At 74.4% G+C, this 19,492-nt stretch carries 11 protein-coding genes; 5 read left to right on the top strand and 6 right to left on the bottom strand.

Annotated features, from left to right (window positions below; genetic code table 11):
- Positions 1-40: 40 nt before the first annotated feature.
- Positions 41-1,837, bottom strand: a complete 1,797-nt coding sequence (gene treS / locus CCE02nite_RS09305; RefSeq protein WP_141389359.1) for a maltose alpha-D-glucosyltransferase — start codon at positions 1,835-1,837, stop codon at positions 41-43.
- Positions 1,834-3,939, bottom strand: a complete 2,106-nt coding sequence (locus CCE02nite_RS09310; protein WP_170227265.1) for an alpha-1,4-glucan--maltose-1-phosphate maltosyltransferase — start codon at positions 3,937-3,939, stop codon at positions 1,834-1,836. Before CCE02nite_RS09310 ends, treS begins: the two co-directional genes overlap by 4 nt.
- Before the next feature lie 171 nt (positions 3,940-4,110).
- On the opposite strand from CCE02nite_RS09310, the gene glgP reads away from it, so the two are divergent.
- Both glgP and CCE02nite_RS09320 read left to right on the top strand, forming a co-directional pair.
- Positions 4,111-6,714: an alpha-glucan family phosphorylase gene (gene glgP, locus CCE02nite_RS09315; RefSeq protein ID WP_141389361.1), complete on the top strand. Its 2,604-nt coding sequence runs from the start codon at positions 4,111-4,113 to the stop codon at positions 6,712-6,714.
- Between the two features lie 275 nt (positions 6,715-6,989).
- A complete protein-coding gene (locus CCE02nite_RS09320; RefSeq protein WP_141389362.1) occupies positions 6,990-8,039 on the top strand; it encodes a type IV toxin-antitoxin system AbiEi family antitoxin in 1,050 nt (349 codons plus the stop codon).
- Between the two features lie 106 nt (positions 8,040-8,145).
- Here CCE02nite_RS09320 and CCE02nite_RS09325 read toward each other — a convergent pair whose 3' ends face one another.
- The 3 genes from CCE02nite_RS09325 to glgX all read right to left on the bottom strand — a co-directional run bounded on the left by CCE02nite_RS09325 (position 8,146) and on the right by glgX (position 13,840).
- Entirely contained in the window at positions 8,146-9,405 is a 1,260-nt protein-coding gene (locus tag CCE02nite_RS09325; RefSeq protein ID WP_141389363.1) for a hypothetical protein, read from the bottom strand.
- A gap of 210 nt (positions 9,406-9,615) precedes the next feature.
- Positions 9,616-11,370 (bottom strand): FAD-binding dehydrogenase, encoded by a 1,755-nt coding sequence (locus CCE02nite_RS09330; RefSeq protein WP_141389364.1) that lies wholly within the window; start codon positions 11,368-11,370, stop codon positions 9,616-9,618.
- Between the two features lie 106 nt (positions 11,371-11,476).
- Positions 11,477-13,840 carry a glycogen debranching protein GlgX gene (gene glgX, locus CCE02nite_RS09335; protein WP_371861907.1) on the bottom strand — a complete coding sequence of 788 codons (2,364 nt, stop codon included), beginning with the start codon at positions 13,838-13,840 and terminating at the stop codon, positions 11,477-11,479.
- Between the two features lie 111 nt (positions 13,841-13,951).
- On the opposite strand from glgX, the gene CCE02nite_RS09340 reads away from it, so the two are divergent.
- The 3 genes from CCE02nite_RS09340 to CCE02nite_RS09350 all read left to right on the top strand — a co-directional run bounded on the left by CCE02nite_RS09340 (position 13,952) and on the right by CCE02nite_RS09350 (position 18,232).
- Positions 13,952-14,767 carry an electron transfer flavoprotein subunit beta/FixA family protein gene (locus tag CCE02nite_RS09340; protein ID WP_141389365.1) on the top strand — a complete coding sequence of 272 codons (816 nt, stop codon included), beginning with the start codon at positions 13,952-13,954 and terminating at the stop codon, positions 14,765-14,767.
- Positions 14,768-14,780: 13 nt separating this feature from the next.
- Complete coding sequence (locus CCE02nite_RS09345) at positions 14,781-15,788, top strand: electron transfer flavoprotein subunit alpha/FixB family protein (RefSeq protein WP_141389366.1); 1,008 nt, start codon at positions 14,781-14,783, stop codon at positions 15,786-15,788.
- Between the two features lie 308 nt (positions 15,789-16,096).
- Positions 16,097-18,232, top strand: coding sequence for a PhoX family protein (locus CCE02nite_RS09350; RefSeq protein WP_141389367.1), 2,136 nt, complete (start codon positions 16,097-16,099; stop codon positions 18,230-18,232).
- A gap of 72 nt (positions 18,233-18,304) precedes the next feature.
- Here the strand turns inward: CCE02nite_RS09350 and CCE02nite_RS09355 are convergent, their stop codons facing one another.
- A complete protein-coding gene (locus CCE02nite_RS09355; RefSeq protein ID WP_141389368.1) occupies positions 18,305-19,351 on the bottom strand; it encodes an aminoglycoside phosphotransferase family protein in 1,047 nt (348 codons plus the stop codon).
- Positions 19,352-19,492: the final 141 nt, after the last annotated feature.

A 19,492-nucleotide genomic window follows, 5' to 3' on the forward strand; every position in this document is an offset into this window, starting at 1 on the left:
GTCGAACACGCCGCACGAGGGTGGGAGGGGACGGACCCGGTCAGGCGCCGGCGTGTCCGACGACGAGCCAGTAGAAGTCGCGCGACCCCCACGTCATGACGACGCGCTCGTCGTCGCCGACGGCCGGGAAGTGCGCGCCGCCGAACACGTCGGTGAGCGTCGCCCCGGCGTGGCCGGGCAGGTGCACCGCGGCCGATCGCGCGGTCGCGGACAGGTTTGCGACGCACAGGATCGTCTCGCTCGGCGTGCGACGCAGGAACGCGAGGATCGACTCGTTGTCGCACTCGAGCGCGACGAAGTCGCCCGTGCCGAACGCCTTGTGCCGCCGCCGGACCTTGAGCATCCCGTGCACCCAGTGCAGCAGGGACGTCGACTGCTCGAGCTGCGCCTCGACGTTGACGTAGCCGTAGTGGTGCACGAGCGACTGCACGAGCGGCAGGTACACCTTGCCGGGGTCGGCGGTCGAGAACCCGGCGTTGCGGTCCGGCGTCCACTGCATGGGCGTGCGGACGGCGTCGCGATCGGGCAGCCAGATGTTGTCGCCCATCCCGATCTCGTCGCCGTAGTACAGGCACGGGCTGCCCGGCAGGGAGAGCAGGAGCGCGTGCGCGAGCTCGACCTCCTTGCGCGAGTTGTCGAGCAGCGGCGCGAGCCGACGGCGGATGCCGACGTTCGCGCGCATGCGCGGGTCGGGCGCGTACCACCCGTACATGGAGGCACGCTCCTCGGTGGAGACCATCTCGAGCGTGAGCTCGTCGTGGTTGCGCAGGAACGTGCTCCACTGGGCGCCGGCCGGGATGTCGGGCGTGTCGGCGAGGATCTCGAGGACCTGGTTGGCGCGCTGGTCCCGTATCGCGTAGTAGATGCGGGGCATCACGGGGAAGTGGAAGCACATGTGGCACTCGGGCTCGTCCTCGGTGCCGAAGTAGTCCACGACCTCGCGCGGCCACTGGTTCGCCTCGGCGAGCAGGATGCGCCCGGGGAACTCGGCGTCGACCATGCGCCGCACGCGCCGCAGGAACTCGTGCGTCTGCGGCAGGTTCTCGCAGTTGGTGCCCTCGGCCTCGTAGAGGTAGGGCACCGCGTCGAGCCGGAACCCGTCGACGCCCATCTGGAGCCAGAACCGCGCGACGTCGAGCATCGCGTCCGCGACGCGCGGGTTCTCGAAGTTGAGGTCGGGCTGGTGGGAGAAGAACCGGTGCCAGAAGAACTGGCGGCGCACGGGGTCGAACGTCCAGTTGGACGTCTCGGTGTCGACGAAGATGATGCGCGCGTCCTGGTAGCGCGTGTCGTCGTCGCTCCACACGTAGAAGTCGCCGTACGGGCCCTCGGGGTCGGCGCGCGACGCCTGGAACCACGGGTGCTGGTCGCTCGTGTGGTTCATGACGAGGTCGATGACGACGCGCATGCCTCGCGCGTGCGCCTCGCTCACGAGCTCCGCGAAGTCGGACGTCGAGCCGTACTGCGGCGCGATCGCCGTGTAGTCGGAGACGTCGTAGCCGCCGTCGCGCAGGGGGGACGGGTAGAACGGCGGCAGCCACAGCGCGTCGATCCCGAGCCACTGGAGGTAGTCGAGGCGGTCGATGAGGCCGCGCAGGTCGCCCGTCCCGCTGCCGTCGGAGTCGGAGAACGCGCGGACGATCACCTCGTAGAACACGGCCGTGCGGTACCAGTCCGGGTCGTCCGACAGGCCGGGGCGCGCGTCGACGGGCGCGGTCGGCTGGCGGCGCGGCGGGAGTGCCGCGACGGGGACCGGCGCGGTGATGGGCGGCACGGGGGCGGGGCCGGCGGCGGGACCGCGTACGGGGACCGGTGACGCGTCGCGGGGGAACGTCATGCGGGCCTCACGTGCACCACGTGCGCGACCTGGCGCATCGGCTCGAGCCGCACGTAGACGTCCTGGCCCCAGCCGTAGCTCTCGCCGGAGAGCTCGTCGTGCGCGACGAACGACGGCGCCCACGGGTCCTGGCCGTCCGCGAGCGGTGGCAGCCCGAGGGCCGCGAGGTCGAGGTGCACGTTCGACTCCTGCGGGGAGTGGGGGTCGAGGTTCACGACGACGACGACGGTGTCCGCCTCGCCCGTCGGGGAGTGCTCGGCGGGCAGGTGCCGCGAGAAGGCGAGGACCTGGTCGTTCGTCGTCGGGTGGACGGTGAGGTTGCGGAGCTGGCGCAGCGCGGGGTGGTCGCGACGGACCTCGTTGAGCCGCGTGAGCAGCGTCGAGATCCCGATCTCCTCGGCGAGCGCCCAGTCGCGCGGCTTGTACTCGTACTTCTCGTTGTCGATCTGCTCCTCGACGCCCGGGCGCGGCACGTTCTCCACGAGCTCGTAGCCGGAGTAGATCCCCCACGTGGGCGACCCGGTCGCGGCGAGCACCGCGCGCACCGCGAAACCGGCCACGCCGCCGTGCTGGAGGTACGGCGGGAGGATGTCGTGCGTCGTCGGCCAGAAGCTCGGCCGCATGTACGCGCCCGCCTCGCCCGAGACCTCCTCGAGGTACTCGGCGAGCTCGTCGCGCGTGTTGCGCCACGTGAAGTACGTGTACGACTGGTGGAACCCGATGCGTGCGAGCGTGTGCATCATCGCGGGCTTGGTGAACGCCTCCGAGAGGAACACGACCTCGGGGTTCGTCGCGCGCACCTCGGCGAGCAGCCACTCCCAGAAGTCGAGCGGCTTGGTGTGCGGGTTGTCGACGCGGAACGCCGTGACGCCCCGGTCGATCCACACGCGCACGACGCGCAGCACCTCGGCGTAGATGCCCTCGGGGTCGTTGTCGAAGTTGAGCGGGTAGATGTCCTGGTACTTCTTGGGCGGGTTCTCCGCGTACGCGATCGAGCCGTCGGCGCGCGTCGTGAACCACTCGGGGTGCTCGGCGACCCAGGGGTGGTCGGGCGAGCACTGGAGCGCGAGGTCGATCGCGACCTCCAGACCGTGGCGCCGGGCCTCCTTGACGAACGCGCGGAACGTGCGGTCGCTCCCGAGCTCGGGGTGGATCGCGTCGTGGCCGCCGTCCTTCGAGCCGATCGCGTACGGGCTGCCGGGGTCGCCCGGGAGCGCGGTGAGCGAGTTGTTGCGGCCCTTGCGGTGGGTCGTGCCGATGGGGTGCACGGGCGTGAGGTAGACGACGTCGAAGCCCATCGCGGCGATCGCCGGCAGGCGGCGGGCCGCGGCCGTGAACGTCCCGGAGCGCCAGCGCCCGTCCTTGAGCCGGCGCGCGCCCTCCGAGCGGGGGAACATCTCGTACCACGCGCCGGCGAGCGCCAGCGGGCGCTCGACGCGCAGGTCGTACGTGGCCGACGCCGTCACGTGGTCGCGCAGGGGCGCGCGGTCGAGGACGTCGCGCACCTCGGGCGACGTCGCGGCGGCGAGGCGGGCCTGCGCGGGGCGGCTCGCGTCGGCGAGCGCGGCGGCCGCGTCGGCGAGCGTGCGCGCGTCCTCGGGGGAGCGGGTGCCCGGGGTGCCGTCCGTGCCCGGGAGGGGGACGGCGTCGACGAGGACGCGGTCGAAGAGGCGTACCCCCTCGGCGAGCATGAGGTCGACGTCGACGCCCGCGGCGATCTTCACGGCTGCGTCGTGCGCCCACGTGCCGTACGGGTCGCTCCACGCCTCGACGCGCAGCGACCAGTCGCCGACCGCGTCGGGGTGCAGCGTGGCGCGGAACCGGTCGAGGCCGGGCGCGACGTCCACCATGCGCGCGGTGCGCTCGGCCCCGTCGGGGGCGACGAGGACGGCGGTCGCGGCGACGGCGTCGTGCCCCTCGCGGAAGACGGTCGCCTCGACCGGCACCATCTCGCCGACGACGGCCTTCGCGGGCCAGCGGCCGCCCTCGACGACGGGGGCCACGTCGAGCACGGGGATGCGGCCGATCGGGGTGGACGGGGCAGGACGGGGGGTGGTCGCGGGGGTGCGGTGCGGCGCGGGGGCCGGAGAGGTCGACGTCACACGCACAACGTATCGAGGCCCGTGGGGGGCGGGCACCTGGGAGCGGGGTCGGCGCGCCGCGCGTCCGTGCCCACGGGCGGCGCCGCGCGCGGGTGAAACTTCATGCAAGCGTTACGTACGGATGGCGGCGCGAGGGTGTGCAGCGGCCCGCGCCCCCGTAGTCTCGTCCCCGTGAGAGCGATCCGACGGTTCACCGTCCGCACCCTGCTGCCCGCCGAGCTGCGCGACCTGGACGAGCTGGCCCACAACCTGCGCTGGTCCTGGCACGCCCCGACCCGCGACCTGTTCGCCGGCATCGACCCCGAGGCGTGGGCGTCGGCGCACGGCGACCCCGTCGCGCTGCTGGGCGCGCTCGGCCCGGAGCGCCTCGCGGAGCTCGCGGCCGACGGCGCGTTCGTCGAGCGCGTGCGCGCGGCGGCAGCCGACCTGCGCCACTACCTCGACGACGCGCTGTGGTACCAGCAGCGGGCGGGGGCGGCCGACGAGGAGAGCGGCGCGCTCCCGGCCGCGATCGCGTACTTCTCGCCCGAGTTCGGCATCACGTCGGTGCTGCCGCAGTACTCCGGCGGCCTCGGCATCCTCGCGGGCGACCACCTCAAGAGCGCGAGCGACCTCGGCGTGCCGATCGTCGGCGTCGGGCTCCTGTACGGCGCCGGGTACTTCAAGCAGTCCCTCACGCGCGACGGCTGGCAGGTCGAGACGTACCCGCTCCTCGACCCGGACGGCCTCCCGCTGACCCTCCTGCGCGACGACGACGGCACCCCCGCGCGGGTGTCCCTCGCCCTCCCGGGCGGGCGCGCGCTGCACGCGCACGTGTGGGTGGCGGCCGTCGGGCGCGTGCCCCTGCTGCTGCTCGACTCGAACGTGCCCGGCAACGACGAGGCCGCGCGCAAGGTGACCGACCGCCTCTACGGCGGCGGCGGCGAGCACCGCCTCCAGCAGGAGCTCCTGCTCGGCGTGGGCGGCGTGCGCGCGCTGCGCCTGTGGTCGCGCCTCACGGGCGCCCCGGAGCCGGAGGTCTACCACACCAACGAGGGCCACGCCGGGTTCCTCGGCGTCGAGCGCATCCGCGAGCTCGTGGAGCAGGGCCTCACGTTCGACGAGGCGCTCGAGGCGGTGCGCGCCGCGACCGTCTTCACGACCCACACGCCCGTCCCGGCCGGCATCGACCGGTTCGGGCGCGACCTCGTCACGCAGTACTTCGGCGGCGACATGGCCGTCGACGGGCTCCCGGTCGAGCGCGTCCTCGCGCTCGGCGCGGAGGACTACGACGGCGGCGACCCGACCGTCTTCAACATGGCCGTCATGGGCCTGCGCCTGGGCGGCCGCGCCAACGGCGTCTCGCTGCTGCACGGCGAGGTCTCGCGCGGCATGTTCGAAGGGCTGTGGCCGGGCTTCGACGCGCGCGAGGTCCCCATCACGTCCGTGACGAACGGCGTGCACTCGCCCACGTGGGTGGACCCGGTGTTCGCGGCTCTCGAGGCCGACCGGCTCGGGCTCGACGAGCTCACGGCCGACGCCGCGTCGTCAGGCTGGCTGCGCGGTGCCGGGGACGGCGGCGTGAGCGACGGCGAGCTGTGGGCGGTCCGCCGCGAGATGCGCGGTCGCCTCGTCGACGAGGCACGCCGTCGCGTGCGCAAGTCGTGGCGCGAGCGCGGCGCGACCCCGGCCGAGCTCGGCTGGGTCGACGACGTCCTGTCGCCCGACGTCCTCACCATCGGGTTCGCGCGCCGCGTGCCCACCTACAAGCGGCTCACGCTCATGCTGCGCGACCCCGAGCGGCTCAAGGCGCTGCTGCTGCACCCCGAGCGTCCCGTGCAGCTCGTCGTGGCCGGCAAGTCGCACCCCGCCGACGACCAGGGCAAGCGGCTCATCCAACAGCTCGTGCGCTTCACCGACGACCCCGAGGTGCGCCACCGCATCGTCTTCCTGCCCAACTACGACATCGCCATGGCGCAGTCGCTCTACCCGGGCTGCGACGTGTGGCTCAACAACCCGCTGCGCCCGCTCGAGGCGTCCGGGACGTCGGGCATGAAGTCGGCGCTCAACGGCGGTCTCAACCTGTCGATCCTCGACGGGTGGTGGGACGAGTGGTACGACGGCGAGAACGGCTGGGCCATCCCGACCGCCGACGGTGTGGAGGACGCCGACCGTCGCGACGACCTCGAGGCCGCGGCGCTCTACGACCTCGTCGAGCAGCAGGTCGCGCCCCGCTTCTACGACCGCGACACGGACGGCGTGCCCGGCCGATGGCTCCAGATGGTGCGCCACACGCTCGCGACGCTCGGGCCCAAGGTCCAGGCGACGCGGATGGTCGGCGAGTACGTGACACGCCTGTACGCGCCGGCCGCCGCGGCCGGGCGGACGCTGGCCGCCGACGGGCTCGCTCCGGCGCGCGAGCTCGCGCACTGGAAGGAGTCCGTGCGGTCCGGGTGGTCGCGAGTACGCGTCGACCACGTCGACTCGTCCGGGATCGGCGAGGTGCCGCAGGTGGGGGACCGGCTCACCGTGCGCGCGTACGTGTCGCTCGGCGACCTGCGCCCCGAGGACGTGCAGGTGCAGGTCGTGCACGGCCGCGTGAGCGAGGCCGACGTCATCGAGGAGTTCACCGCCGAGCCGCTCGCGCTCGCCGAGACGTACGAGGCCGGCCGCTACGCGTTCGCGGGCGACGTCGTGCTCGACGCCTCCGGCCCGTTCGGGTACACGGTGCGCGTCGTCCCGACGCACACCGGCCTCCCCAGCGTCGCCGAGCTCGGCCTCGTCGCCAACGCCTGACGCGACGCCCGCCGAGGTAGAGGTCTGGTCTCGCGAGGTAGAGGCCTGGTCACGCGAGGTAGAGGTCTGGTCTCGCGAGGTAGAGGCGTGGTCCGTGAGGTAGAGGCGTCGTCGCGCGGCGGGAGGGCCCCGTCGTCGGTGGGGCCCTCCCGTGCTTCGCTGCCGAGATCATGCACGACGGCGGAACGTGGGCGTGGGGACCCGCGCGGCGCATGCTTTTCCACAGATGTCCGGGCGCGCGCCCACGACGTCTTCGATCCCGGCACGCTGGTCCGATGGACGAGACGACGCAGACCTCCCCGACGGACCTCGGCCCCGTGGCTCGACGCCGCCCGGCGAGCGCACCGGCGACCGTGCGGCCGCCCGGTCGCTACACCGCGGACACGACCGGCCCGCGGCATGTCCCCGTGGCCGTGCCGTACGCACGACGGCGGCGTGCCGAGCTGGCGGCCCGAGCACGGGACGGTGAGCTTGTCCGGGTGCGGCGTGGTGTCTACCTCCCCTCGCCGCACGTCGCGGCCTCTGCGCGGGAGGAGTGGCTGCTCGGACAGGTCCGCGGGCTCGTCGATCGGCTCAGCACCCCGTTCTGGGTGAGCCACGACACCGCGGCGCTGCTCTGGGGATGCTGGACCTGGCGGCTTCCGCCGTTCGCGCACCTGACGCAGCTCGGCCACCCGAACGTGGAGCGCGAGCGCGACGCCGTGGTGCGGCGGCACTGGACGGACCTCCCGGTCCGCGATCGCGCGGAGCTCGACGGCGTCCCCGTGACGAGCCTCGAGCGCACGCTGGTCGACTGTGCACGGTCGCTGCCGCTCGAGCGCAGCCTGGTCGTCGTCGACTCCGCCTTCCGCATGGGGGCGGACCGACGGCTCGTCGACTCGATCGTCGAGGAGTCGCGGGGAAAGCGTGGGGTCGTGCGCGCCCGCCGCGCCCTGGAGCTCGCGGACCCGAGGTCCGAGTCGCCGGGGGAGACGCTCGTGCGGCTCGCGGCCGTGCTGGGCGGTCTGCCTGCGCCGACCCCGCAGGTACCGGTCACGACGGCGCGTGGGACGTACGACGTCGACCTGGCCTGGCTCGACGCCCGGGTGGTGATCGAGTTCGACGGAGCCGTGAAGTACTCCGGCGGGGCGTACGGGGACCCGGAGGACGTCCGGCGTGCCCAGGACGTCCGCGAGGCAGCGCTCGTGGCCGCGGGCTGGACGGTCGTCCGGTTCACGTGGGAGGACCTGGGCGACCCGGTGGCGGTCGGGTGCCGGCTCGCGGAGGCCCGCCGCCTCGCTCTGCGCCGTCGTGCCTCTCGCCGACAGTCGTCCTTGCCGAGGTAGAGCCGTGGTCGGCCGAGGTAGAGCCGTGGTCGGCCGAGGTAGAGCCCTGGTCGTGACCGGGCCTCTACCTCGGCCTACCGGGCCTCTACCTCGGCGGGCGGCAGCTCTACCGCGCCGGGGACATGCTGCGCTCGGGGGCGGTGTCGAGGAGGTCGAGGTAGCGGGTGCGGGTGCGGACGACGTCGGCGAGCTGAGCCTGGATCCCGTCGACGAACTCCTCGCGGTAGACGGCGTCGACCTGGACGGATATCGCGTAGTACAGACCGGTGAACGTCGCGATCGCGACCGAGACGCGCAGGAGGGTCTGAGTGACGACGAGGTCTGCGCCGCCGACGCCACCCCCGCCCGCGAGCGAGAACGTACGCTCCCACGTGCCGCCGTCGACCTCCCAGAGCGCCATGACCTCCGGCGTCACGGTGAGCGTGCCGAGCGCCATGAAGAACAAGCCCATCCCGAGGCTCACGACGAGCACCTGGAGCAGCTGGCTCGTCGCGATCATCGCGGCGAGGTTCGCTCGTTGCCGCGGGGTGAAGCGGGCGGCGCGCTCGTGCTCCGGCATGCCGGCGACGGTCTCCGCGAGCGCCTCGCGCGCCTCCCCAGGCACGCGCAGGCCGACGAAGACCACGACGAGCAGGGCGAAGAACGCACCGAGCACGATGTCCGCGACGCCGTGGGTGCGGTCGAAGACCTGCCACACCTCAGCGTTGTAGAACAGCACGAGCGAGAAGACGAGCAGCAGTGGCAGCAGTCGCACGAGGCGCAGGAGCGACGCGCCCAGCTCGTCGACCACCCGCGCGAGGCCCCACCACAGCGACGACAGCACCCCGTACCCGACCACGACGCGTACGGCCCCGAGCAGGACCAGGTTGCCCGCCACCGTGAGCAGTGCCTCGTCCCACTGCCCGCCGAACACGAGCGGGAGCAGGGCGGGCACGAGGACGAAGAACGCGAGCTCGGGAAGCCCTACCGACTGCGGTAACGTCGACCAGCGGCGACCGCGCAACACGTTGAGTCCCGCGTACGCTGCAGCGACGATCGCCGCGCCACCCACGAGCGCGAGCGCATTCGCCCATGCCGGCCAGCCGGCCCGGACCGCACCCGTGAGCTCGGCGAGCAGCACGACGAGCAGGAACGGTGCCGACCGACCGAACACGTCGCGGTCGAGTGAGTGCCCCTCGACCAGCAGCGGCAGCCCGTTGCGGCGGAAGACGCGCTCGCACGCGGCGACGTCGGGGGGTGCGGCCGCCGGGTCCGTGCCAGGCTGCTCGACGACACCCGGACCGGCCGGATCGTCGTGCCTGACCGGTCCCGTGCCCGAGGCCGGGGCGGGTCGCCCGGTTCGGGACGCGTCGTCGTGCACGCTCATGCTCGGTGACCCTACCCGCCGCGGCACCGTGCGCGACCGACGCCGACGGACGGTCCTCTGCGACCACGGCTCTACCTCGGGTGACCACGGCTCTACCTCGGGTGACCACGGCTCTACCTCGGGTGACCACGGCTCTACCTCGCGTGACCAGGTCTCTACCTCGGTGGACCAGATCTCTCTCTCGCGTGGCCGAGCCCCGACCTCGCGGGGTCAGCCCAGCTCCGCCGCGAGCGCCCGACCCGCGACGCGGCCGGAGTAGAGGCAGCCGCCGAGGAACGTGCCCTCGAGCGCACGGTGGCCGTGGACGCCGCCGCCGCCGAACCCGGCGGCCTCGCCCGCCGCCCAGAGCCCGGGGAGCACGGAGCCGTCCTGGCGCAGCACGCGCGCGGACGTGTCGGTCCACAGCCCGCCCAGCGTCTTGCGCGTGAGCACGGACAGGCGGACGGCGAGCAGCGGCCCGTCCTTGGGGGTCGTGAGGGGGCGCGGCGGCGAGACGCGGATGAGCCGGTCGACGCGGTAGCGCCGCGCCATCGCGGTGGCGACGACCTGCGGGTCCTTGCCGAGGCCGGTGCGGACCTGCTCGTCGCGCAGGTGGATGATGCGCGCGAGGGCGTCGGCGTCGACGTGCCCGCGCGAGCCCGGCGTCGCGTCCACGAGCGCGTTCATCCCGGCCGCGAGCTCCTCGGGCGTGTCGGCCCACACGAACTCGGGCGACTGCTCGGCGAACCGTGCGACGGGGCCGACGGCGCGCGGCAGGACGCGCTGGGCGAGCAGCCTGACGTCCTTGCCGGTGAGGTCGGGGTTCTGCTCCGACCCGGACAACGCAAACTCGGACTCCATGATCGCCTTGTTGAGCACGAACCAGGAGTGGTCGTCGCCGCGCTCGGCGACGTGCTGGAGCGCGCCGAGCGCGTCGAAGCCGGGGAACAGCGGCGCGGGGAGCCGGTTGCCGTCGGCGCCGAGCCACAGCGAGCTCGGGCCGGGCAGGATGCGGATGCCGTGGTCGGTCCACACGGGGGAGTGGTTCGCGATGCCCTCGGGGTAGTGCCACATGCGGTCCTCGTGCACGAGCGCGGCGCCTGCGTCGGCGGCGACGCCGATCATGAGGCCGTCGGTCGAGTCGGGGACGCCGGAGAGCATGCGCGCGGGGAGCCGGCCCGCCGTCTGCGGCCACCGCGAGCGGACGAGCTCGTGGTTCGCGCCGATCCCTCCCGACGTCACGACGACGGCGCTCGCCGCGATCTCCACCTCGCCGACGACCTCGCGCGACGACGGCGCCCCGCGCTCGACGTCCGACGGCGCGAGGACCTCCGCGCGCACGCCCGTCACCGCGCCGTCGGTCACGACGAGCGACGTGACGCGGTGGCGGAACCGCAGGTCGAGCAGCCCGGCGGCGCGCGCGTCGAGGGCTGCGCGCACGAACGGCTCGAGGATCGCGGGACCGGTGCCCCACGTGACGTGGAAGCGCGGGACGGAGTTTCCGTGCCCGCCGGCGGCTGTCCCGTCGGCACCCGAGGTCACCGGGTACCCGCCGCGCTCGGCCCATTGAACGAGGGGGAACCACCGCACGCCCTTGTCGTGCAGCCAGCCGCGCATCTCGCCCGCCGCGAAGTCGACGAACCCTCGCGCCCAGGCGTACCCGTGGCGGTCGGGGCCTTCGCCGCGGTCGGCGCCGGGCGCGAACCGTGCGGACCCGAGCCAGTCGTCGAACGCGAGCTCGGCGGAGTCGGTGACGCCCATGCGCCGCTGCTCGGGCGAGCCGACGAGGAACAGGCCGCCGAACGACCACCACGCCTGCCCACCGAGGCTCGCGGCGGGCTCCTGGTCCAGCAGGACGACGCGACGTCCCGCCGCGGTGAGCTCGGTCGCCGCGACGAGCCCGGCGAGCCCGGCCCCCACGACGACGACCTCGGGGTTCTCGATCGTGGGGGAGCTGACGGAGGAGTCGACCGCGCTGTCACTCATGCGGGAAGAGTAGAGCACGTGTCCAGCCACCGGCAGGCCCGGGTAGTCGTGCGTGACCACGCCTCTACCTCGTGCCACCACGCCTCTACCTCGTGCGACCGAACCTCTACCTCGGCGGGGTGCAGACGTAGACGCGCAGGCTCAGGGCCTCGAGCCCGACGACGTCGCCCGCGCGGGCGGTACCGTCACCGTTCGCGCGGTCCCGGTCCTCGGGGTGCTCCCAGTCCGAGTCCCACGCGAGGTCCCAGCGCTCGGGGTCGCCGCCCGAGGTCGCGCGCACGCCCGGGAGCGTGACGTCCACGGGGTCGAGGGCGCCGGCGAGGACGACGAGCACGTCGGCGTCGCCGGGCTCGGGCGCGGTCCGCAGCATCTGCAGCGTCCGCACGGCGGGGTCGTGCCAGGCGGAGTGGTCGAGGAGCTCGCCGTCGGCGTCGAACCACACGAGGTCGGGTACGCCCACGTCACCCCCCGGGGTCCGTGCCCCGGCACCGGTCGTCGCGGCGTCGGGCCGGGGGCGGCCGGTGAAGAACGTGTCGGGGCGCAGGGCGGGGTGCTCACGGCGCAGGGCGAGCAGGTAGCGCGCCGTCGCGAGCAGGTCCTTGCGCCACGGCGAGAGGTCCCACGACACCCAGGACGTCTCGCCGTCCTGCACGTAGGCGTTGTTGTTGCCGCGCTGCGTCCGCCCCATCTCGTCGCCCGCGGTGAGCATCGGGGTGCCGGCGGCGAGGACGAGCGTCGCGAGGAGGTTGCGGATCGACCGGCGGCGCAGGGGCGCGATCTCGACCCCGAGCCCGAGCGCGTCGAGACCGGCGCCACCGCCCGCCCGTGCGTCCGGAGCGACGACCGGCCCCTCGAGCCCGTGGTTCCAGGACCGGTTGTCGTCCGTGCCGTCGCGGTTGTCCTCGCCGTTCGCGAGGTTGTGCTTGTGGTCGTAGGCGACGAGGTCGGCGAGCGTGAACCCGTCGTGCGCGGTCACGTAGCTCACCGACGCGACGGGTCCGCGCAGCAGCGGCGGGTCGGAGTGGCCGAACAGGTCGGCCGAGCCCGCGAGCCGGGTCGCGAGGTCGCGCACGCCGTGGCCGGGTCGCCCGTGCGACGCCTCACGTGCGTCGGCGAGCCAGAACTGGCGCGCCGCGTCGCGGAACCGGTCGTTCCACTCGGCGAGCGGCGGCGGGAACTGCCCGGTCCGCCAGCCGCCCGGGCCCACGTCCCACGGCTCCGCGACGAGCTTGAGCCCGCACAGCACCGGGTCGGTCTGGAGCGCGACGAGGAACGGGTGGTCCGGGTCGAACCCGGCGGTACCGCGCCCGAGCGTGACCGCGAGGTCGAACCGGAAACCGTCGACCCCCACGACCTCCGCCCAGTACCGCAGGGAGTCCAGCGCGGCCCGCACGACCGCGGGGCGCCGGAAGTCGAGCGAGTTGCCCGTCCCGGTGACGTCGGCGAGGCGCGCGGGCGAGCCGCCGTCGTGCAGGTAGTACCCGGCGTTGTCGAGGCCGCGCCACGACAGGTGGTACCCGTCGGCCCCGCCCTCGCACGTGTGGTTGTGCACGACGTCGAGCAGCACCTCGATCCCCGCCTCGTGCAGCAGGTGGACCATGCCGCGCACCTCGTCGAGGACGGCGCCCGGCCCGGCCTCCCGGGCCGCGCGCGTCGCGTACGCGGCGTGGGGCGCGAAGAACCCGAGCGTCGAGTAGCCCCAGTAGTTCGTGCGGCCGCTCGCGAGGAGGTGCGGCTCGGGCACGTTCGCGTGCACGGGGAGGAGCTCGACCGTCGTCACGCCGAGCGACCGCAGGTGCTCGATCGTCACCGGGTGCGCGACGCCCGCGTACGTGCCGCGCAGGTGCTCGGGCAGGGCCTCGAGCCGCTGCGTGAGGCCCCGCACGTGCGCCTCGTAGACCACCGTGTCACGCCACGGGACGCGCGGCCGGGGCGCCAGGGTCCCGGTCGGCTCGGCGACGACCACCGCGTGCGGCACGAACGGCAGCGAGTCGCGGGCGTCCGCCGGGCCGTACGGGTCGCTCCCGACCTGGCCGTGGATGGCCGGGTCGTCGACCAGCTGGCCCACGAGGCCGCGCGCGTACGGGTCGACGAGCAGCTTCGCGGGGTTGTGCCGCAGCCCGGCCGCGGGTTCCCACGGGCCGTGCGCGCGGAACCCGTAGCGCTGCCCGGGCCGGATACCGGGGACGTGGGCGTGCCAGACGCCGTACGCCGGCCCGGCGAGCGGGACGCGGCGCTCGCGGTAGCGGGCCGGGTCGTGGTCGGGCAGCGACGCGTCGACCACGTCCACGAGGCACAGCTCGACGGCGGTCGCGTGCGACGCGAGGACGGCGACGTCCACGCCGTCGCCCGCGACGCGGACGCCGAGCGGCGGCACGAGGGCGTGCCGGTCGACGGGCCCTGACGCGGCCGGGAGGGGAGGCTCGCCGGTGGCCGGGGGGACGGGGCTCGGGTCGGGGGGCACGTGCACCCGTCCATTGTGGCGGGTGTCACCGGCTCGTCCCGCCGCCCGCCGGTAGGCTTCCCCGAGCGGGCCGGGAACCTCTCCGGCCGACCGCCCAGCGCACAGGGAGAGCAGCCGATGCGGATCGTCGTCGCCGTGAAGTACGTCCCGGACATCCACGCCGACCGGGGCTTCGAGGGCGGGCGCGTCGTGCGCCGGGCCGACGAGGGGACGCTCAACGAGCTCGACGAGAACGCGGTCGAGGCCGCGCTGCGCCTCAAGGAGGCGCTGCCGGAGGCGGAGCGCGAGACCAGCGAGGTGATCGTCCTCACGGTGGCCGGGCCCGACGCCGACGGCGCGGTGCGCCGCTCGTACCAGCTCGGCGCGGACCGTGGCGTGCGCGTGAGCGACGACGCCGTCGCGGGCTCCGACTACTTCGGCACCGCGCGCGTGCTCGCCGCCGCGGTGCGCCGCCTCGCGGACGAGGCACCGGTGGACGTCGTCGTCACCGGCATGGCCGCGCTCGACGGGCTCGGCTCGGTCGTCCCCGCGCTCCTGTCCGCGGAGCTCGGGCTCCCGCAGCTCACGCTCGCGGGGAAGCTCGAGGTCGACGGCGAGCCGGGCGCGCGCACCGCGCGCGTCACGCGCGAGCTCGACGGCGCCCGGGAAGTCCTCGAGGCGCCGCTCCCCGCCGTGGTGTCCGTGACGGACCACGCGAACGACCCGCGCATGCCCAACTTCAAGCTCATCATGGCGGCGCGCACGCGCCCGGTGGAGGCGTGGAGCCTCGCCGACCTCGGCGTCGACCCGGCGCTCGTCGGCGACGCCGGCGCGCGCTCGCGCGTGACCGACGCGTCGCCTCGTCCGCCGCGCCCCGACGCCGAGATCGTCGTCGACAAGGGCGAGGGCGGGCGCGCCCTGGCCGAGTTCCTCATCCGCAACGACCTGGTCTGAGAGGCGTCCGCACATGAGCACCCCCGGGACCCGTACCGTCCTCGTCCTCCTCGACTCCGCCGGCACCGAGCTGCGCTCGCCCGTGCTGGAGCTCATCACCGTCGGCCGCTCGCTGGGGCGCGTCGAGGCCGTCGCCCTGGAGGCGCCGAGCGTCGACGTGCTCGCCCAGCTCGGCGCCTACGGCGTCGCGCTGGTGCGCCAGGCCGAGCCGTCGTCGGGCGGGGAGGTCGTGACCGGCGACGCGCTGCACCTGACGCCGGTCGTGGCCGAGGTCCTCGCCGCCGCGACGCGCGCGTCCGACGCGGACGCCGTCCTGCTCACGTCGTCCTTCCCGAACAAGGAGGCGGCCGCGCGTCTCGCGTTCCTCACCGACGCGGGCCTCGTCGTCGACGCGTCCGCGCTGACCGACGGCGGCACGCACCTCGTCGCGGACAAGCGCGTCTTCGCGGGGTCCTGGGACGTGCGCAGCGAGATCGTCACCGACCCCGCCGTGCTCACCCTGCGCGCGAACTCCGTCGTGCCGCAGCCTGCGGAGGCCGCCGTGGCGACCGAGGTCGGCGCGCTGCGCCTCGAGCTCTCGCCCGCCGCGACCGCGGCGCGCGTCGTGTCCCGCACGGTCGACGAGTCGGCCGGCGCGGGTCGCCCGGCGCTCGGCGAGGCCGCGATCGTCGTCGCCGGGGGCCGTGGCACCAACGGCGACTTCGGTCCCGTCACCGAGCTCGCCGACGCGCTCGGCGCGGCCGTGGGCGCGACGCGCGACGCCGTGTACGAGGGCTGGCACGACCAGTTCGTCGGGCAGACGGGCGTGACCGTCGCGCCGCGGCTGTACATCGGCGCGGGCATCTCCGGCGCCCCGCACCACCGCGGCGGCATGCAGGCCTCGCAGGTGATCGTCGCGGTGAACAACGACCCCGAGTGCCCGCTGTTCGAGATCTCCGACTTCGCGGTCGTCGGCGACCTCGCGGACGTGCTGCCCCAGGCGGCCGAGGTGCTGCGCGAGCACCGGGCGTCCCAGGGCTAGGGCCCGACGGCCTGGTGGGAGGACGAGCGGTCGAACCTCGCCGACCGGCTCGCTGACCCCAGGTGTCCCGTGCGGTCGGCGTCGCCGTCGTGACGGTCGTCGCCGGGACGCTCGCGCGCGCCTGACGGCGCCGCCCCCCGGTATGCGAGTGCCGGTCCGTCCGCATGCCCCCCGCTCGGGTGGCGGACAGCCGGTGCCGAGAATTCACCCGGCGTCCTCCGGGTGGTGGCCGGCCGGTCATCGACCGTTCCTAGCGTCGGGCCGACTCCCCGGTGACGGGGAAGCCCCCCGACCTGTGGAGACGACCGATGACGATCACGCCTGCCCCCGAGCATCGCCCGCTGCTCTCCGTCGCGCCGCACGCGCGCGGCAAGCGCAGCCCCGTCACCTGCCGGCTGAAGTGCGCTGACGCGTGCTCGCACCCGGTCCCCAACGAGAGCGCCAACGAGACGTTCCGCGACGTCGTCGCGGGCGCGATGTCGCGCCGCGCCCTGCTGGGCGGGCTCGCGGTCGGCGCCGCGGCCGTCGTGCTCGGCGCGCAGACCGTCGGCGCCCCGCCCGCCGCGGCCCAGGCGCTGCCCGCCCACGGCGGCGGCCACGGCGGAGGCCGTCCGCAGAAGGGCCTGGCCTTCGGCGCGATCTCGCCCCAGCCCGCCGCGCGCGACGCGTTCGTCGTGCCCGAGGGCTACCGGTGGCGCCCGGTGATCCGCTGGGGCGACCCGATCCTGCGCGGCGCCCGGCCGTTCGACGTCGCGCGCCAGACGCCCGAGGCCCAGGCCCGGCAGTTCGGCTACAACAACGACTACCTCGACATCCTGCCGTTCGAGCGCCAGCACGCCCTCGCCGGCGCGCAGGGTCGGGGCAAGGGCCCGGGCCGCGGCACGCGCGGCCTGCTCGTCGCGAACCACGAGTACACGAACCCGGCGATCATGTTCGACGCCTCGTACGACGCCGCGACCCGCCGCGCCATCGAGCGTGCCGCGCACGGCATGTCCGTCGTCGAGGTGCGCCGCCGTCGGACGGGCACGCCGTGGGACTACGTGGCCGACAGCCGGTACAACCGCCGCGTGCACATGACGACCGAGTTCCGCCTCACCGGACCCGCGGCCGGCTCGGACCTCGTCAAGACCGTCGCGGACCCGTCGGGGACGCGCGTGCTGGGCACGCTGAACAACTGCGCGGGCGGCACGACCCCGTGGGGCACGGTGCTCTCGGGCGAGGAGAACTACAACGGCTACTTCCGCACGTCCGGCACGGGCCACGACGCGCGCTACGGCCTGCGCGACGCCGCGACGGGTTACGGCTGGGAGCTCGACGACCCGCGCTTCGACGCCCGCAACCCCGGGTACGAGAACGAGCCCAACCGCTTCGGCTGGATCGTCGAGATCGACCCGTACGCGCCCGACGAGCCTCCGGTGAAGCACACCGCGCTCGGTCGCTTCAAGCACGAGGGCGCCAACGTGATCCTCTCGCGCCGCGGGAACGCGGTCGCGTACATGGGCGACGACGAGCGCTTCGACTACGTGTACAAGTTCGTCTCCTCGCGCACGATGCGCCCGGGGAACAGCGAGTCGGCGCGTCGTCACAACAAGACGCTGCTCACCGAGGGATCGCTGTACGTCGCGCGGTTCCGCGGCGACTCGCCCGCGTCCGAGATCGACGGGTCGGGCGCGGTGCCGTCCGACGGCGCGTTCGACGGCCGCGGCGAGTGGGTCCCGCTCGTCCTCGACGGTCGCAGCCAGGTCGCGGGCATGAGCCTGGAAGAGGTCCTCGTCTACACGCGCGTCGCGGCGGACAAGGTCGGGGCGACGAAGATGGACCGCCCTGAGGACGTCGAGCCGAACCCGGTCACGGGTCGGGTCTACGTCGCGTGCACCAACAACACCTCGCGCGGGCCGGCGGCGGCCGAGGCCGCGACCGAGCCGAACCCGCGCAACACGAACCGCGACGGCCACGTGGTGGAGATCGTCGAGGACCGCGACGACGCCGCGGCGCTGACGTTCCGCTGGAACCTCCTGCTCGTCGCGGGCGACCCCGCCACGAACACCTCCACCTACTTCTCGGGCTACCCGAAGGACAAGGTCTCCCCGATCTCCTGCCCGGACAACCTCGCGTTCGACGCCGAGGGCAACCTCTGGATCTCGACCGACGGCCAGCCGAGCACGATCCAGAAGTGCGACGGGCTGTTCAAGGTCACGCTCGACGGCCGCGAGCGCGGGCGCGTCGAGCAGTTCCTCTCGGTGCCGCGAGGCGCCGAGACGTGCGGGCCCCTCGTGGACTCCACGGACCGCATGGTCTACGTGGCGGTCCAGCACCCCGGCGAGGACGGGTCGTTCGACGCGCAGGCGTCGTACTTCCCCGACTACCTGACGCCGGGTGCCCCGGTGCCGACGGGTGCCTTCGCGGGCCCGCGCCCGTCCGTGGTCCAGGTCTGGCGCGACTGACGTCTCCCGATCGACGGAGGGGCCCGGCGCCGCGACGGCGCCGGGCCCCTCCCTCGTCCGCGGAAGGGGCTCTCAGAGACCGAGGTGCTCCAGCCAGGCGACGGCCGCGACGCCCTGGGCGCGCTGGAACGCGCGCAAGCGGGGGATCGTCGGGACGGCGGGCTTGCGGGCGGAGTGCAGGAAGTACCCCGCGATCCCGGCGACGACCGAGCGCAGGTCGGCGGGGTGCACGTCGCGACCGAGGGGGTGCGCGGCGAAGGTCGACGCCGCCCACGCGCCGCCGCGCGCGCGGCGGGCCGCGTCGGCGCTCACCGTGACCGGCTCGCACACGCCGACGACGCCCTGCATGACGACGCTGGGCAGGAACATCGCGAGGTCGAGCCAGGCCGCGCCGCGCGAGGCGTGCGGCCAGTCCACGAGGTACACCTTCTCCGGCGTGAGCAGGACGTTGTCGGCGCGCAGGTCGCCGTGCACGAACGACTCGCCCTCGCACGCCACGAGCGCCCCTCGCTCGGCCTCGGCGAGCGCGTCGAGGTGCGTGGCCGCCCAGGGCGCCACGGCAGGCAGGCGTGGGTCGGGGTCCGCACGGAGCGCGCGCCACCCGGTCGCCATGTCGGCGAAGTCGGGCCCGGTCGGCGGCAGGCGCATCGAGCGGGCTCCCGGGACGGCCGCGACGCGGGCGAGCGTGGTCAGGACCCGGTCGAGCTCGTCGGGGTCCCAGGGGGTGGCGGGCACGTGCCCGTCGACGACGTCGAACGCGAGGGCGATCCAGTCGCCGTCCCCGTGGCCCCAGGCGAAGCGCGGGGCGGGGACCGCGCGCGGCAGCCGCGTCGCGACCTTCGCCTCGGCACGGTGGAGGTTGGCCGCCACGGGCTCGTCCGCGGTCCGGGCCGCCTTGACGAAGAGGCGGGTGCCGTCGTCGAACGTGAGGACGGACGCGAGGCCGGGGCTGAACCCGGACGGGATCGAGCGCTCCTGCACGACCCGCCCGCCGGCGACGGCCTCCAGCTCGTCGCGCAGCGCGAGCGGCAGGTCTCCCCAGAGCAGGCGGCCGCCGCCCGAGGCGACCGGGACGTCCCCGGCGGCCTCGACGGCGGGCGGTGCGGCGTCGTCGGGCATCGAGATGCCACTTCCCCTGTCGGTGGCTGGGCGGTCTCGTCCTCGGCACGTTGCCCGTCCCGCGGCGACGTGTGGCGCGCGACGGCGGTCCTGCGACCGGGACGAGCGCCCGGCGACTGCCGGGCGCAGACCTCCCACAAC

It is taken from the genome of Cellulosimicrobium cellulans (assembly GCF_006539945.1).
Lineage (GTDB): Bacteria > Actinomycetota > Actinomycetes > Actinomycetales > Cellulomonadaceae > Cellulosimicrobium > Cellulosimicrobium cellulans.